This window comes from Neorhizobium sp. SHOUNA12A, from assembly GCF_023006505.1.
Lineage (GTDB): Bacteria > Pseudomonadota > Alphaproteobacteria > Rhizobiales > Rhizobiaceae > Neorhizobium.
The window spans coordinates 158,133-172,894 of sequence record NZ_JALBGV010000001.1 but is presented as its reverse complement, the minus strand read 5'-3'; the positions used below and the strand labels follow the sequence as shown (position 1 = coordinate 172,894).

The 14,762-nt window shown below is 62.7% G+C and carries 13 protein-coding genes; 6 read left to right on the top strand and 7 right to left on the bottom strand.

From position 1 onward, the window contains the following. Positions 1-7: 7 nt before the first annotated feature. A complete protein-coding gene (locus MOV63_RS00850) occupies positions 8-1,966 on the bottom strand; it encodes a methyl-accepting chemotaxis protein (RefSeq protein WP_247031106.1) in 1,959 nt (652 codons plus the stop codon). A 396-nt stretch (positions 1,967-2,362) separates the two neighbouring features. Beyond that, positions 2,363-2,956, bottom strand: a complete 594-nt coding sequence (locus tag MOV63_RS00845) for a TetR/AcrR family transcriptional regulator (RefSeq protein WP_247031105.1) — start codon at positions 2,954-2,956, stop codon at positions 2,363-2,365. A 236-nt stretch (positions 2,957-3,192) separates the two neighbouring features. Here MOV63_RS00845 and MOV63_RS00840 point away from each other — a divergent pair, with 236 nt between their 5' ends. Genes MOV63_RS00840 through MOV63_RS00830 form a run of 3 tightly spaced genes read left to right on the top strand, consistent with a single transcriptional unit; the run spans position 3,193 to position 6,934 of the window. Beyond that, positions 3,193-3,666, top strand: a complete 474-nt coding sequence (locus tag MOV63_RS00840; RefSeq protein WP_247031104.1) for a (2Fe-2S)-binding protein — start codon at positions 3,193-3,195, stop codon at positions 3,664-3,666. Beyond that, complete coding sequence (locus MOV63_RS00835; RefSeq protein WP_247031103.1) at positions 3,666-4,649, top strand: xanthine dehydrogenase family protein subunit M; 984 nt, start codon at positions 3,666-3,668, stop codon at positions 4,647-4,649. The genes MOV63_RS00840 and MOV63_RS00835 overlap by 1 nt, the downstream gene beginning before the upstream one ends. Next, positions 4,646-6,934 carry a xanthine dehydrogenase family protein molybdopterin-binding subunit gene (locus MOV63_RS00830; protein ID WP_247031102.1) on the top strand — a complete coding sequence of 763 codons (2,289 nt, stop codon included), beginning with the start codon at positions 4,646-4,648 and terminating at the stop codon, positions 6,932-6,934. Before MOV63_RS00835 ends, MOV63_RS00830 begins: the two co-directional genes overlap by 4 nt. 34 nt (positions 6,935-6,968) lie before the next feature. On the opposite strand, the gene MOV63_RS00825 is transcribed toward MOV63_RS00830, so the two are convergent. Then, on the bottom strand, positions 6,969-7,922 hold the full coding sequence (locus MOV63_RS00825; RefSeq protein WP_247031101.1) for a LysR family transcriptional regulator: 954 nt from the start codon (positions 7,920-7,922) through the stop codon (positions 6,969-6,971). A 107-nt stretch (positions 7,923-8,029) separates the two neighbouring features. On the opposite strand from MOV63_RS00825, the gene MOV63_RS00820 reads away from it, so the two are divergent. Then, positions 8,030-8,632 carry an NAD(P)-binding domain-containing protein gene (locus MOV63_RS00820; RefSeq protein ID WP_366518633.1) on the top strand — a complete coding sequence of 201 codons (603 nt, stop codon included), beginning with the start codon at positions 8,030-8,032 and terminating at the stop codon, positions 8,630-8,632. Here MOV63_RS00820 and MOV63_RS00815 read toward each other — a convergent pair. Beyond that, a complete protein-coding gene (locus tag MOV63_RS00815; protein WP_247031099.1) occupies positions 8,629-9,291 on the bottom strand; it encodes a sulfite oxidase-like oxidoreductase in 663 nt (220 codons plus the stop codon). The two genes, MOV63_RS00820 and MOV63_RS00815, sit on opposite strands and share 4 nt — an antisense overlap. A 103-nt stretch (positions 9,292-9,394) precedes the next feature. Here MOV63_RS00815 and MOV63_RS00810 point away from each other — a divergent pair, with 103 nt between their 5' ends. Together MOV63_RS00810 and MOV63_RS00805 are read left to right on the top strand one after the other, a co-directional pair. Further along, positions 9,395-10,567 (top strand): aminotransferase, encoded by a 1,173-nt coding sequence (locus tag MOV63_RS00810; RefSeq protein WP_247031098.1) that lies wholly within the window; start codon positions 9,395-9,397, stop codon positions 10,565-10,567. Between the two features lie 27 nt (positions 10,568-10,594). Beyond that, positions 10,595-11,860: a DUF763 domain-containing protein gene (locus MOV63_RS00805; protein ID WP_247031097.1), complete on the top strand. Its 1,266-nt coding sequence runs from the start codon at positions 10,595-10,597 to the stop codon at positions 11,858-11,860. Positions 11,861-11,965: 105 nt separating this feature from the next. Here MOV63_RS00805 and MOV63_RS00800 read toward each other — a convergent pair whose 3' ends face one another. The 3 genes from MOV63_RS00800 to MOV63_RS00790 form a co-directional block, all read right to left on the bottom strand. Beyond that, on the bottom strand, positions 11,966-12,562 hold the full coding sequence (locus MOV63_RS00800) for a demethoxyubiquinone hydroxylase family protein (protein WP_247031096.1): 597 nt from the start codon (positions 12,560-12,562) through the stop codon (positions 11,966-11,968). A 136-nt stretch (positions 12,563-12,698) separates the two neighbouring features. After that, on the bottom strand, positions 12,699-13,907 hold the full coding sequence (locus tag MOV63_RS00795) for a pyridoxal phosphate-dependent aminotransferase (protein WP_247031095.1): 1,209 nt from the start codon (positions 13,905-13,907) through the stop codon (positions 12,699-12,701). A gap of 15 nt (positions 13,908-13,922) precedes the next feature. Beyond that, positions 13,923-14,564 carry a TetR family transcriptional regulator C-terminal domain-containing protein gene (locus MOV63_RS00790; RefSeq protein ID WP_247031094.1) on the bottom strand — a complete coding sequence of 214 codons (642 nt, stop codon included), beginning with the start codon at positions 14,562-14,564 and terminating at the stop codon, positions 13,923-13,925. Between the last annotated feature and the right edge of the window lie 198 nt (positions 14,565-14,762).

Below are 14,762 nucleotides of genomic sequence, written 5' to 3'. Positions count from 1 at the left end.
CAGCGGATCAGAATTCGGTCCACTGCGATTCCGTGCTTGCCGCAGCCGCGGCGCCGCCAAAGGACTTGCTGACGCGCTGCGCAAGGCGACGGGCCGGCGATTCCTGCGGAACGGCGTTGCGGCCGGCAGCAACCGGAGCGGAGCCGTAGGCCGGCCGCTGCTGTATTCCGGAACGCTGACCGCCCTCGGAGAGCTTGAAGCGGGTGAGGAGATCGCGCAGCTTCGTGCTTTCCGAGGCGAGATTGGCGCCGGCGGCATTGGTTTCCTCGACCATTGCAGCGTTTTGCTGTGTCACCTGGTCCATCTGGTTGACGGCCGAATTGACTTCGGCAAGTCCGACCGACTGTTCGCGGGCGGCGGTGGCGATCGCGCTGATGTGCTCGTTGATGGTGACGACGTGGGATTCGATCGTTTTCAGCGCGTCGCCGGTCTCGCGCACCAGCTTAACGCCGTTCTGAACCTCGGCGCCCGACTTGCGGATGAGGTCCTTGATCTCCTTGGCGGCGCTCGCGGAACGCTGGGCGAGTTCGCGGACTTCCTGGGCGACAACCGCAAAACCCTTGCCGGCATCACCCGCACGAGCCGCTTCGACGCCGGCATTCAGCGCCAACAGATTAGTCTGGAAGGCGATCTCGTCGATGACGCCGATGATGTTGGAGATCTGGCTGGACGACTGCTCGATGCGCTGCATCGCGTCGACGGCGTTGGCAACCACGGCGCCCGACTGGGCGGCGCTCGAATTTGCCTGCAGCGCGATGGACTTCGCCTCGTCCGCGCGTTTGGAAGAGTTCGAGACGTTGACGGTGATTTCGTCGAGGGCTGCGGCGGTCTCTTCAAGCGAGGCTGCCTGCTGTTCAGTCCGCTTGGAAAGGTCGTCGGCGCTCTGGCTGACTTCACGCGAGCCGCTGTCGATCGACTGGGCCGAGCCGGCGACTTCGGAAAGTGCGGCGCCGAGACGGGACACGGCGGAGTTCAGGTCTTCGCGCAGCGCTTCGAAATCCGGAGCAAAAGGCTCGTTGAGCTGGAAGGCGAGGTCACCGGAGGCAAGGCGACGCAGGCCGGCGGCAAGGCCGGAGGTCGCTTCGTGCAGGCGGGCCTGGGCCGAGGCTTCCGCCTCTTCCTGCAGGCGAATCCGGTCGGCTTCGGCGTGGGCGCGGGCTTCCTCGGCCTCTTCCTGAAGCTGCCTGTTGGAGATCGCGGCCTGGCGGAACACTTCGACGGCGCCGGCCATGGCGCCGACTTCGTCCTTGCGGCCGGCGAAGGGGATTTCGGTGGCGGTGTCACCTGCGGCAAGGCCGCTCATCGACGCCGTGATGCGCTGGATGGGGCGGGCAATACCGGACAACACGTAGACGGCGGCACCGACGATCAGCAAGAAAACGACGCCGAGGATGATTTCCATCGTGGTGAGCGCGGTGGAGTAGGTCGTCTTCGCCTTTGCGGTTTCGACGGCCGCCTCATCCGTGTTCGACTTGACCAGCTTGGTAACGGCTTCCATCGCTGGCTGGATGGTGATGCGCATCTTTTCCATCTCGACACGGGCGCGGGCGTCCGAAGCCTTGCGGGAGAAGTCCAGCATCTTCTGGCCGTTCAGGATGTATTTGTCGATGCCGGCCTGGATCTGGTCGATGATCTGCTTTTCCTGATCGCTGGAAATCAGCGGCCTGTAGGCGTTGAGAGCGACCTTCAGCGCATCGGATTGCTGGGCGATCAGCTTTTCCGCCGATTCCATGCCGAAGTCCGAGGTGGTGGTGAGATGGCCCATATAGGCGACCGTCATTCCGAGAATGGCCGTCTCGATATTCTTCGAAGCCTGAACGCTCGGCATCGAGTTCTCGGAAATCGTATTGAGATTGCCGGCGACGTTGGAGAGCGAGGATATGGCCGCCCAGGCGAGAACGGCGACGAGAGCTGCAATCGCGCCGAAGACGGCGATGAGCGAGCTGCGAATGGAGAGACGGGACATGAGGTTCGGCTCCGGATTGGTGAAGCCTCGAATGAGGCAACGCGTTTTCACGCGCAGATCTGATATCTGGCAGTGTGGGAAGAGAACCGGTCTCATACCGGCTCTTGCGCTACACCGGATGGCGGTCACGCGGTTGCCGGAAGATTAAGGTCAAACTCTTTAACGACAGATTGAATTTTGATATTGTACAACGATTTTTGATGATTTTCGGCGCTAAAAGTTCGAAAATATACCTGTGCTATCCGTTTATTTTATAACGATAATATTGGAATCAGGCCGGCGTAGTAACAGGATACCTGTCAATCGAGGATTGCTTGATTTTCCGTTCAAACGAGATGCGAAATCTAGCCTATCCGACGGGCCGTTTCCGAGCAGATCCGAGGCATTGAGCGGGTGTTATCGGCGGGTCCGAAGGCCGTCCATCAAGAGGCCGATCAGGCGATGCGACCGCTCACGCCATTCGGGCGATTCCGGAATCGAATAGATACTCGACAGCGCGTGCAGGAGATCGCTTGTCTCGATGTCGCTGCGGATACATCCCTTGTCGCCGGCGGTCTTCAACAGGCTTTCCAAAGCGCCGCGGATCAGGCCCGAGCCCTCGGAAAAAAGGGAGGAGTTCGATGTCATGAGAATGCGAAGGCTGTTGGCCATGCCGCGCTTGGTGGCGATGTAGCCCACGAAACGACGCATCCATTCCTCGAGCGCAACATCCGGCGAATGTTTTTGGGCAAGTTCTGTGGCAGCCGTGGCGAGGCTTTCGAGTTCGCGCCGATAGACCACTTCCACGAGATGCTCGCGGCTCGGGAAATGCCGGTAAAGGGTGCCGATGCCGACACAAGCCTGGCGTGCTATATCTTCCAGCGAGGTCTCGACGCCATTTTCCGCAAAGGCTGCGGCCGCCACCTCGATCAGCCTGTCGCGGTTACGGCGGGCATCGGCGCGAAGCTTGGTCGATGCGGGCGATGTCGTCTTCGGCTCGGCCGAGGCCAAAATATTGCTCCAGGCAAATGAGGGCTTGACGAAAATCAGTAAGCCACTAGTTTAAACGGAGGCGCCTCCGTTTATCTGGAGTGCCCTCCACTTCTTAGTCCAGAGGGGGACGGATGTCATGCCGAAATGTGCCGGTGCTTCTCTCGCCGAACATCATCTAGGGCATCGCAGCCAGTTGGCCAGTCCGTCCCAGGCTTTAAATTCTCATTCTCGTGACAATGGCAGGAGCTTGATCCATGACACGAACCATCCATCTTTCGCTCGATATCAACGGGAGGCGGCACGAACTCGATGTCGAACCGCGTGTCACGCTGCTCGATGCTCTGCGCGAACATCTGGCGCTGACCGGTACCAAGAAGGGCTGCGACCAGGGCCAGTGCGGCGCCTGCACCTGTCATGTCGACGGCAGCCGTGTGCTCTCCTGTCTGACGCTCGCAGCCCAGGTCGAAGGCCGACAGATCACCACGATTGAGGGGATTGCCGCGGAAAACGGCGAGCTGCACCCTGTCCAGGCGGCTTTCGTGGAGCATGATGCGTTCCAATGCGGCTATTGCACGCCCGGCCAGATCATGTCGGCAGTCGCCTGCATCCGCGAAGGCCATGCGGGATCCGACGACGAAATCCGCGAATACATGTCCGGCAATCTCTGTCGGTGCGGAGCCTATAACAGCATCGTCGCGGCGGTGCGCGAAGCGGCGGAGATGGCGTGATGAGAGACTTTTCCTATCTCCGCGCCTCGTCCGCCGGTGAAGCCCGGCAGGCGGCGCTCCAGGCCGGTTCAACGCTGCTTGCCGGTGGCACGACGCTTCTCGATCTCGCCAAATGCGGCGTGATGGAGCCGGAAACCGTCATCGACATCACCCACCTTTCCGGGCTCGGCGGGATCACCCTCGATGCCGGCGGCGCCACGATCGGTGCGCTTGCCAAGATGGGCGCGGTTGCCGATCACGCAGGCATCCGCGCCGCTTTCCCGGCGGTTTCGGAATCGCTGTCGCTGGCGGCCTCCGCCCAACTCCGCAACATGGCGACGATCGGCGGCAACCTGTTGCAGCGGACACGCTGTTCGTATTTCCGCGAGCCGGACGTGTTTCCGGCCTGCCACAAGCGCAATCCCGGCTCCGGCTGTTCGGCGCTTGGCGGCGTCACCCGCAACCACGCTGTCCTCGGCACCAGCGATGCCTGCATCGCCACCTATCCGGGTGACCTCGCAGTCGCGCTCGCCGCCTTCGACGCCGTGGTCGATCTCGGGGGCCGGACGGTGTCGGTCGACGACTTTTTCCTGACGCCGGGCAATACGCCGGAGCGGGAAACCGCGTTGCAGCGCGGCGAGATGATCACCGCGATCACCATTCCGGCCTCGGCGGCGGCGAAGAACTCTACCTATCTCAAGGTTCGCGACCGCCAGTCCTACGAGTTTGCGGCGGCGAGTGCCGCAGTCGGGCTGGAATTCGAAGCGGACGGCAAGACGGTTCGCGATATCCGCGTCGTTCTCGGCGGCGTCGCCACCAAGCCGTGGCGGGCTCGCAACGTCGAACAGGCGCTGGTCGGCAAGGTGCTCAGCGCGGAAACCGTCGAGGCGGCGAGCCGGCTCGCCATGGAAGGTGCCGTTTCGCATGGCGCCAATCACTACAAGATCGAGCTTGCGCCGCGCGTTGTCGCCCGCGCCATCCTGAAAGTTGGAGGTCTCGTATGACCATCATGGAACCCCGCAAACACGGCGATGCCTCAGACGGGACTGTCGGCGGTCGTCAAACACGCTTCGAAGGCAATCTGAAGGTCACCGGCGGTGCGACCTATGCACTGGAATATCCGCTCGAAGACCTTGCCTACGCCATTCTCGTCCAGAGCACGATTCCGGCCGGCCGCGTCATTTCGGTCGATGCGGAAAAGGCGCTTGCGGCCCCGGGCGTGCTGATGGTGCTGACGCCGGATGACGACATGGGTCTTCTGGTTGCCTCCGACTGGGGTGGCAATCGCCCCGATAACCAGCCGTATTATCCGCTGCCGCGGCAGGTGCAGTACAATGGCCAGTCGATCGCCGCAGTCGTCGCGGAAAGCCGCGAACAGGCGGTCGAGGCGGCAAGGCTGATCTGCATCACCTATGAGAAGGCGCCGCATGTCGCGAGCTTCAACGATACGGCGGCCGGCGAAGGCAAGGTGATGGACAATCTTACCGCCGGATGGGGTGATGCCGAGGCCGCACTTGCGGCCGCGCCAGTTCAGATCGAAGGCGAATATTCGACGCCGCGTGAATATCACGTCGCCATGGAGCCGCATGGGCTGACCGTGAAGTGGGATGGCGACCAAATCACGGTCTGGGAGCCGAGCCAGTGGTCTCACGGCATGGCGCGCAGCTATTCCGAATGGTTCGGCATTCCTTACGAAAATGTCCGCCTGATCTCGCCGTTCATCGGCGGCGGGTTCGGCTCCAAGGGGGCGGCGCTCGCCCATGGCGCGGTGGCAGCTTTCGCGTCCAGGAAGCTCGGCCGGCCGGTAAAGCTTGCGCTCACGCGACCGCAGAATTTCACCAACTATGGCGGTCGCGCCGCGACACGCCAGCGGATCAAGATCGGCGCGACAGAAGACGGCATCTTGCAGGCTATCGTCCATCGCGGCGCCAGCGAGACCTCCACCTATGCGGATTGGCCTGAGCAGACCGGTGCCGCAACGCCGATCCTCTACAGGATAGAGAATTTCTCGTCGCAGCATCGGGTCGTGCCGGTCAACGCCGTCACACCGGGTGCGTTACGCGGACCGGGCAAGAACCCCAGCGCGTTCGGCATCGAAAGTGCGATGGAGGAGCTCGCCTACAAACTCGGCATGGACCCGCTCGAACTGCGGCTGAAAAACTACGCCGACCACGACTACCAGTCGGGAAAACCCTGGTCGACCCGCCGGCTGCGCGAAGCGCTGACCGAAGGGGCCGAAGCCTTCGGCTGGTCGAGGCGCAGCCATGAGCCACGTTCGATGCGCGACGGCAAAACCCTGATCGGCTGGGGCATCGGCTGCGGCACGTTCCCGGTCCTTCAGGCGCCCAGCGAGGCGATGATCCGCATCCTGCGCAACGGCCGTGTCGAGGTCGTCAGCGGTGCGATCGACATGGGGCAGGGGACCTATACGATTCTTGCCCAGACGGTGGCCGAAGTGTTCGGCATTCCCGCCGACCAGGTCGAGGTCCATCTTGGCGATTCCCGGTTGCCGGGCTCGGCGATCGCCGGCGGCTCGATGCTGGCGGGCTCCATTCTCGGCGCCGTGCACAAGGCGGCGACAGCGGCCCGCGACGAACTGATCGGACTGGCGCTCAACGACGAGAAATCGCCGCTGCGCGATACCGGCGCCAATACGCTGACTTTCAGCGGCGGCCGCGTTGCCGCTCCCCGCGACCAAGGCCCGTCGCTCACGCTTTCGGAACTGATGGCGGCGCTCGGTCGCGACGAGATCGAGATCCTGAGGAATACGCTGCCGGAAGGTGCTACCGCCCAGGAGCAGCATCAGGCCTGGACGAGCATGGTAAAGGTTCAGGGGCCGACCATGGGCGAATATTCCATGCATAGCTGGTGCGCCCATTTCGCCGAAGTGAGGGTGGATGAGGATTTTGGAACGGTGCGGGTGTCCCGCATCGTCTCGGCCTTCGATTGCGGCCGGCTCTACAATCCGCGGCTGGTCGAAAGCCAGTGGCGGGGCGGCATCATCATGGGCATCGGCCAGGCGCTCCTCGAGGAAGGTCTCGTCGACCAGCGCAACGGCCGCACCGTCAACAGCAACATGGGCGACTATCTGGTGCCGACCAATGCGGACGTGCCGCATATCGAGGTAATCTCGGTCGGCATTCCCGACTACGGCGCCTCGGCGCTGGGCGGCAAGGGCGTCGGCGAAGTCGGCATCGTCGGCGTCGCGCCGGCAATCGCCAACGCGGTCTTCCACGCGACCGGCAAACGCGTCCGGGACCTGCCGATCACGCTCGAAAAGCTGATCTGATCGATCCCGCGCATCCGGCGTCAGTCGGGTGCGCCTATTTTCGCTTCGGCGTGTTGGATGCCCCGAGGCTGCCGGCAAAACGTTCGGCCAGACGTTCCTTCCGGAAATGCTCGACCACGAAGTCGATAAAGACGCGGGTTTTTGCCGGCAGCAGCGTCTTGCTGGCGTAATAGATCGAGATCGGCCCGATATCCGCATACCAGTCGGGCAGCAGGCGGACGAGCGTACCGCTCTCCATATACGATAAGGCATCCGGCATCGCGATCATCGCAACGCCAAGGCCGAGGTTTGCTGCGTGGGCAATGGCGGCTGGGTCGTTGAGCACCATCTTTTCCCTCAGTGCCACCGGCACCTCTTCGCCGCCGGCATTTCGCATCACCCATTGTCGGATACGGCCGGTATTGGAAGAGCGCATATGGATGCCGTCGAGGTTCGAAAGGTCCGCCGGATGGGCCGGCATGAACCTGTCCTTTATGTAGGCCGGTGAAGCGACCAGAACGATGTGGGCCGGCGCCAGCACCCGGGCGACCGCGCCGGGCGTCAGCTCAAACCCGCCGCCGATCGCCGCGTCATATCCCTCGGCGATCAGATCGACCTGCCGGTTTTCGAACGTCCAGTCCGGGCGGATCAGCGGGTAACGCGCCATGAACTCCGGCAGCAGCGGCAGGATATACCCTGTTCCGAAATGCGGGCTCATGCTGACTTTCAGCACACCGGCCGGTTCTGCGCTTTCCGACGAGGCGCCGGCGATCGCGGTCTGCAGCGCCTCGACGTGGTCGCGGATCTCCGACAGAAAACGTTCGCCCGCTTCCGTCAGCGTCAGCCTTCGCGTGCTGCGCTGGAAGAGGCGGGTGCCGAGGTTCCTTTCGAGCATCGCCACGTTGCGGCTCACGGCCGCGGGTGTCAGTGCCAACCGCCTGGCCGCAGCCGAGAAACCGCCAAGTTCGGCGCTGCGCACGAAGGATTCGAGATTGGCGAGACTTTCCACGCGGCCTATTCTCAATGATTGCTTGAAGATGATTGGCTATATTACCGGCTAATCAACCGCCAATCCAGAGGTGATATTCCAGCCATCGAAACCACTGGAGTATCGCAATCATGACCATCGGTATCATCGGCGCCGGCAATATCGGCGCAGCCTTCGCCCGCACTCTTGCAAGAAACGGCGTGCGCGCCACCATCGCCAACAGCCGCGGCCCGGCCTCGCTCGAAACACTGACGGCCGAGCTGTCTCGCTGGATTTCCGCGGGCACGATCGAAGAGGCAGCAAGTGCGGACATGGTGCTGATCGCGGTTCCCTGGTCGAAGCTGCCGGCTGCCCTTGCCGGCCTGCCGGCCTGGAACGGCCGGATCGTCATCGATGCAAACAACCCGATCGAAGCGCCGCTGTTCAAGCCGGCTGAACTCAATGGCCGCCTTTCCAGCGAGATCGTCGCGGACCTCGTGCCGGGCGCCCGAGTTGTTAAGGCCTTCAACCATCTGCTGGCAAAACTGCTCGAGGCTGATCCTTCTTCCGAAGGCGGCAAGCGTGTGCTGTTTTATTCCGGTGACGATGCGGCCTCGAAGTCGGAGGTCGGCGGGCTGATCGACAAGCTCGGTTTCTTCGGCATCGATCTCGGGCCGCTTGCGGTAGGCGCCAAGCTGGCGCAGTTCCCCGGTGGCCCGCTGCCGGCGCTCAACCTCGTCCAGTTCGGTTAGTCGTCCGAATAACGCTCCTCGGACCAGGGGTCGCCGCGCATATGGTAGCCGTTCTTTTCCCAGAAGCCGGCTTGGTCGCGGTCGAGGAACTCGATGCGGTTGAGCCATTTGGCGCTCTTCCAGAAATAGAGGTGCGGCACCACCAGCCGCACCGGCCCGCCATGTTCCTCGGTGAGCGGCTTGCCTTCCCACTCAGTGACGATGATCGCGTCCGGCGAGGCGAAATCCGAGAGAAGCAGGTTGGTGGTATAGCCGTCATAGCTGGTCAGCATGACGGCAACCGCCTCCTCTTGCGGATCGACGAGATCGAGAAAGTCGTGTGTCGAAACGCCTTTCCAGTTGTTGTCGTAGCGCGACCAGGTGGTCACGCAATGGATGTCGGAGCGCATCTCTGTCTGCGGCAGAGCCTGGAAGGCCGCCCAGTCCAAGGTCCTGCGGTTGTTGACGAGGCCGCGCACGTCGAGTTTCCAGCGCTCGGGCGAGACCTGCGGCTGCTGGCCGAGATCGAGGACCGGCCAGTTCTTGACCAGGTGCTGGCCGGGCGGTAGGCGGTCGGTTTCCGGCCTGGCGATCCGGCCGGTCAGGAACTTGCCTTGCTCCGCCCATTTCCGCTTGGTGATGGTGAGCTTCGAATCCTTGGGCTCAATCTCGTCGGCCATATCCGGTTCTCCTTGCGTCGCCCGATAATCTGATAAACAAGAAAGGCAATCAATTGCCCATCTTGGCAATTGCCTGTTCGGAAAATCCTGTTCTCGGAAGATCATGCCTGCCTTCAATCCGCTTATCGAAAAGCTCAGCCCTCCACCCGTTCCCTCCGTCGCCGCCTGGGGGCGTGCCTATGACGGGTCCCGGGGTCCGCTGATCGATCTCTCTCAGGCCGTACCGGGTTATCCGGCCCATCCGGACATGCTGAAACTGCTCGGCGAGACCGGCTCTTCAAAAGCCTTTACCGGATATGGGCCGATCGAAGGCGAGGCGGAACTTCGGACAGCCTATGCCGCGCATGTCTCGGAAGTTTATGGCGCGAGTATCGGGCTCAGGAACATCCACATCACGTCGGGCTGCAACCAGGCCTTCGTCTGCGCGGCGATGACCGTCGCCGGTCCGGGCAATACTGTGCTGATGACCGAGCCCTTCTATTTTAACCACGAAACGACGTTGGCGATGATGGGCATCAAGACCGCTTTCGTCGCCTGCGATGCAGCGAACGGTTTCCTGCCGGATCTCGTCGGGCTCGAAGCGGCGATCACCGGCGACGTCAAGGCACTGGCGCTTGTATCGCCCAACAACCCCACCGGCGCGATCTATCCGCCATCGTTGCTCGAAGCGATCTTCAGGCTCTGCCGGAACAAGGGCATCTGGCTGATCCTCGACGAGACCTATCGCGACTTTCTGCCTGCCGCCGACCAGGCGCCGCATGTTCTCTTCAGCCTCGAAAGTTGGCAGGACACGCTGATCAGCCTCTACAGTTTTTCGAAATCCTTCTGCATCCCCGGCCACCGGCTCGGGGCGATCACCGCGGGTCCGGTCGCGGTCGAACAGATCGCCAAGATCATGGACAATCTGCAGATCTGCGCGCCGCGGGCGGCCCAGGCTGCCGTCGCCAAGGCGCTGCCGCTGCTTGCCGACTGGCGCGAGGATAACCGCCAGGAGATCGGCCGCCGCGCCGATGCCTTGAAGGCGGTGATGCGCTCCGTCAACGACTGGAAGCTCGACGCGATCGGCGCCTATTTCGCCTTCGTGCGGCATCCCTTTCCGGGCAGGAGCTCCGCGGAAGTGGCGGAAAAGCTTGCGAAGCAGGCCGGCATTATCTGCATTCCTGGCGCCTATTTCGGCGAGAGTCAGCAGGATTACCTGCGCTTCGCCTTCGCCAATGCGGATGTGCCGACGATCGGGCTATTGCGAGAACGTTTGCAGAACTTTTCCCTATCGTGAGCCCGGGCGTCCGTATATAAGCGGATCATGGTTCAAAGAGCAGGCAGCGCCGATCTCCCGCTTCATGGCGGCCGGGTTCCCCGGTGGCTCGGTGAGCGCATGACCAAGCTCGGTGCCGTGATCACTCAGGCGATCGTCATCGAATATGGCCGCGACGAACTGCTTCGGCGGCTGGCGCATCCCTTCTGGTTCCAGTCCTTCGGTTGCGTTATGGGCATGGACTGGCATTCTTCCGGCATTACCACCAGCGTTCTCGGCGCACTCAAGCGCGGGCTGACGCCGATGGCCGGCGAGCTCGGCGTCCATGTCTGCGGCGGCCGCGGCCAGAGCTCCCGCAAGACGCCGGACGAATTGATCGCCGTCGGCAACCGCGTCGGCATCGATGGCAGTGGCCTTGCGACGACCAGCCGACTGGTCGCCAAGGTCGACAGCGCCGCGGTGCAGGACGGTTTTGATCTCTATCTTCATGGTTTCATCGTCACCGACGACGGCAAATGGGTAGTGGTGCAGCAGGGCATGAACGGCGACAAGCGCCAGGCGCGGCGTTACCACTGGATCTCGGAGGGTTTGAAGAGCTTCGTCGATTCTCCGCATGCGGCCATCGAAGGCCGCGGGCAGGGCGAGATCGTCAATCTCGCCGACCACCGTGCCGAAGCCTCCCGAAAGGGCCAGCTCGATCTGCTCGCGACGCTCGGGCCGGACCGGATCGTCCGCAAGGTGATCGCCATCGAGCCGGCGCGCAAGGTGAAGGAACCGGCGCAGCCGATGCTGCCGCATCTGGTCATGCCGGCGCATCACGATGTCCGCGAGGAGGACGTCAACATGAGGCGGCTGCATGGCACGCTGGCGGCGGCGGCCGATCGCGGCCCGGAGGATTTCGAGAACCTGCTGCTGATGCCGGGCGTCGGCGCGCGGACGGTCAAGGCGCTCGCAATGGTCGCCGAGGTGGTGCATGGCACGCCCTGCCGGTTTTCCGATCCGGCGCGCTTCTCGCTCGCCCATGGCGGCAAGGACCGGCATCCGTTTCCGGTGCCGCTGAAGGTTTATGACGAGACGATCAAGGTGATGAAGTCCGCCGTCGGCAAGGCCCGGCTCGGCCGCGAGGAGGAGCTGCAGGCGCTGAAGCGGCTCGACGACCAGGCCCGCCAGATGGAACGGTATGTGACAGGCCCGGACCTCAACGAGATCGTCGCTGGCGAATTCCGCCAGTCGCACGAATGGGGCGGCCGCAGCGTCTTCGGCTGGGAGCCGCCATCGGAGGAGACTAAGAAGTGTCGGGACAAAGGAATTTAGTGGTTAAGGGGCAGACGCAAACCGCGTCGTATTCTTATCGGAAGTGCTCCGGTAAGGGCAACTTTGTGCCGTTGCAGTCGGTACGCAAGCGATCGTCCCAAGAGATCAGGTCTTTTTAACGCGCGCCATTTCAGCTCGCATCCGGCTGGAGTCCCCCCAAGTGGACAACCAGATCATGCTCTCGGTAAGGCCCCCCACGATTGGCATGAGCAGTGCGTGACGCAGACCACGCCTTCTCTGGTTATCTTCCGCCTTCCGAAGGTGCGCCAATTCTTGCTCTTGAATCGACGCGATGAGGGCATGAAGCGACGGATCCTTGGTCAGAAGGAAAGCCAATTGGTCTTCCAGATGGCGGTGGACCGTACTTTCGACCGCCTCGGTGCAGATCCAGACCATAGTCCTTCCGCCGAGTGCTGTCAGGAAGCCGAGCACATAACCGCCGAGGCTCCAGAGCGACATCACACGGCAAGGTTTGGCGCTCCTAGCGGGCATTGCGTCATGAAACAGGGTGCAATGCTCGATCTCATCTTCGCGCATTTCTTGAAGCGCTGGCACGATATCCGGGAACAATTGTCGGGCCACCAAAATCTGGGCGCCGTAAATTCGAATGGCTCCAAACTCGCCAGCATGGTTGACCTTGAGAATGCGGCGGATGGTTACAGCCGGGTCGGGAGCGTTCAACTTGTTCAACGGATTGATCATTACCCTTACTGCGCCCCGGTTGTCTTGGGGCAGTAAGGACCTGCCACCGCTGTCGTCAAGGGGTCAAGGGAATCGAGTGCCGGTCTGATACTCGTAATTGCTTACAGAGTATCCCGCCTGGAAAGTGCCGCAGCCCTCACGCCATCGGGTTTGTCGCGCGGTCTCTGCCAGTGGATGCGATGCGGCCGGCGAGGTCGGCGATACGGTGCATGGCGGTTGCAACCGCATCGTCCGGGACCGTCAGCGAGATGCGCAGGAAGCCTGCGGCCTGGGCGCCGAAGGAGGTGCCGGGCATGACGGCCACTTTTTTCTCGCGCAGCAGTTCCCAGGCGAATTCCTCGCCGTTGAGGCCGGTGGCGGTCACGTCGAGCAGGACAAACATGCCCCCTTCCGGCGGCATCGGCTTGACGAGATTGCTGCCGGCAAAGGCCTTTTCGACGATGGTGGCACGGCGGCGATAATTTTCCCGCATCACGTCGGCGGTGTCGAAATGCTGCGACAGCGCCATGGCGGTCATGTCGGAGATGAAGGGCTGCACGCCGAACAGCATGGTTTCGGACACCGGCAGCAGTCTTTCACAGAACTCTTCGGGGCCGGCGGCCCAGCCGCTGCGGAAGCCGGGGGCAGCATGGGATTTCGAGATCGACGAGACCGCGATGGTACGTTCGGCCAGTGCCGGAATGTCGAAGGGCGAGGCGAAGGGCGTGCCTTCGAAGATCAACTGCTCATAGACCTCGTCCGAAACGATCCAGAGGTCATGCTTGCGGCAGACGTCGCCGATGGCGGCGATTTCCGCGGCAGTCAGCACCGCGCCGGTCGGGTTGTGCGGCGTGTTGAGAAGGAGCACGCGGGCCTCCGGCGTGATCGCCCGTTCGAGGTCCTCGGCCTGCAGGTGGAATTTCTTTTCCGGACGCAGCGGCACGGGGATCATGTGCGCGCCGGTGGACTGGATGACACCTTCATAGGTGGCATAGAGCGGATCGCCGACGAGCACGCCGTCGCCGGCTTCGACGAGACCGGTCATGACGGCATAGAGAGCGGTCTGGGTGCCGGGGAAACAGAGAAAATTGCGCTCCGTGACACCTGGCCGGCGTTTCGAATACTTTTCCACCAGCGCCTTCAGCACCGGCGGCTCGCCGCGGCCATTGGAATACCGGGTGCGGCCGGCATACATGGCGCGCGCCGCCTCATCGAGCAGGGCCTTGTCCGGCTTGACGTCCGGCTCGCCGATGGTGAGTTCGATGATGTCCTCGCCCGATGCCTGCATGCGGCGGGCGGTCAGGTGGAGTGCCCAGCGGCCGGAGCCGAGATGGGCGAGGCGGTCGGTGATCGAGGCATAACGCATCGGTGGTTCCTTTTCTTATCGTTGTTCGGCTGAAAGCTCGCCGGGCTGCAGGCGCAGCAGCGCTTCCACGGAGACCAGGGCATTTTCTGCGAGTTCGTGTTCCGCAAACGTATCGGCTGCAAGCGTTCCCTCCAGCCAGAGGCCGTCGACGAGCGCGTTGACCCCGATCGCATAGGTGCGGCATTGGGCGGGGCTCAGAGCCCGCTTCTCCTCGACGAAGAAGGCGGACAGCAAGGTTTCCAGCGCCGCAAGGAAAGAGAGATAGTTTTCGCGGTGGATGGCGGCGAAACTCTGATCGATCTGGATATGGCTGATAAATGCGGCCCAGAGCGACAGCGTGCGCGGGTCGGTGACCGGCGGCGTCACGTTGGCGACGATGAAGCGGCGCAGGCGCGAACGCGCCGTCTCGCCCTCGATCGCGGCAGCAACCGCCGCCTCGGTCATGCCGGCCATCACCTTGCGATAGGCCGCCTGCAGCATCTGGTCCTTGCTGCTGAAATAGTGCCGGATCAGCCCGCCGGTGACGCCGGCGCGCATGGCGATCTGACGGACCGTCGCGCCCTGGATGCCGAACTCGGCAATGCAATCGAGCGTCGCGGCAATCAGGTCCTCGCGCCGCTCGGCCTCGCTTGCCCTATGGTAGGTGCGGCGGTTCACGGGGGGCATCTCCTGAGGAACGGGCAGGCCGTTCTTCGCACGGCGTCAGGGCTTATTATACGCTCGAATAATTCGCGCAAGCAAATTCCTTGAGCGTCCGCCGCATCTGCGTCGTATGGTCGGCCAAAATACGTCGCAAATTGTAACTTTCTATCAGTTTTTGGGGGTCGTTATTAAGAGATCCTACACCTTAGCCTT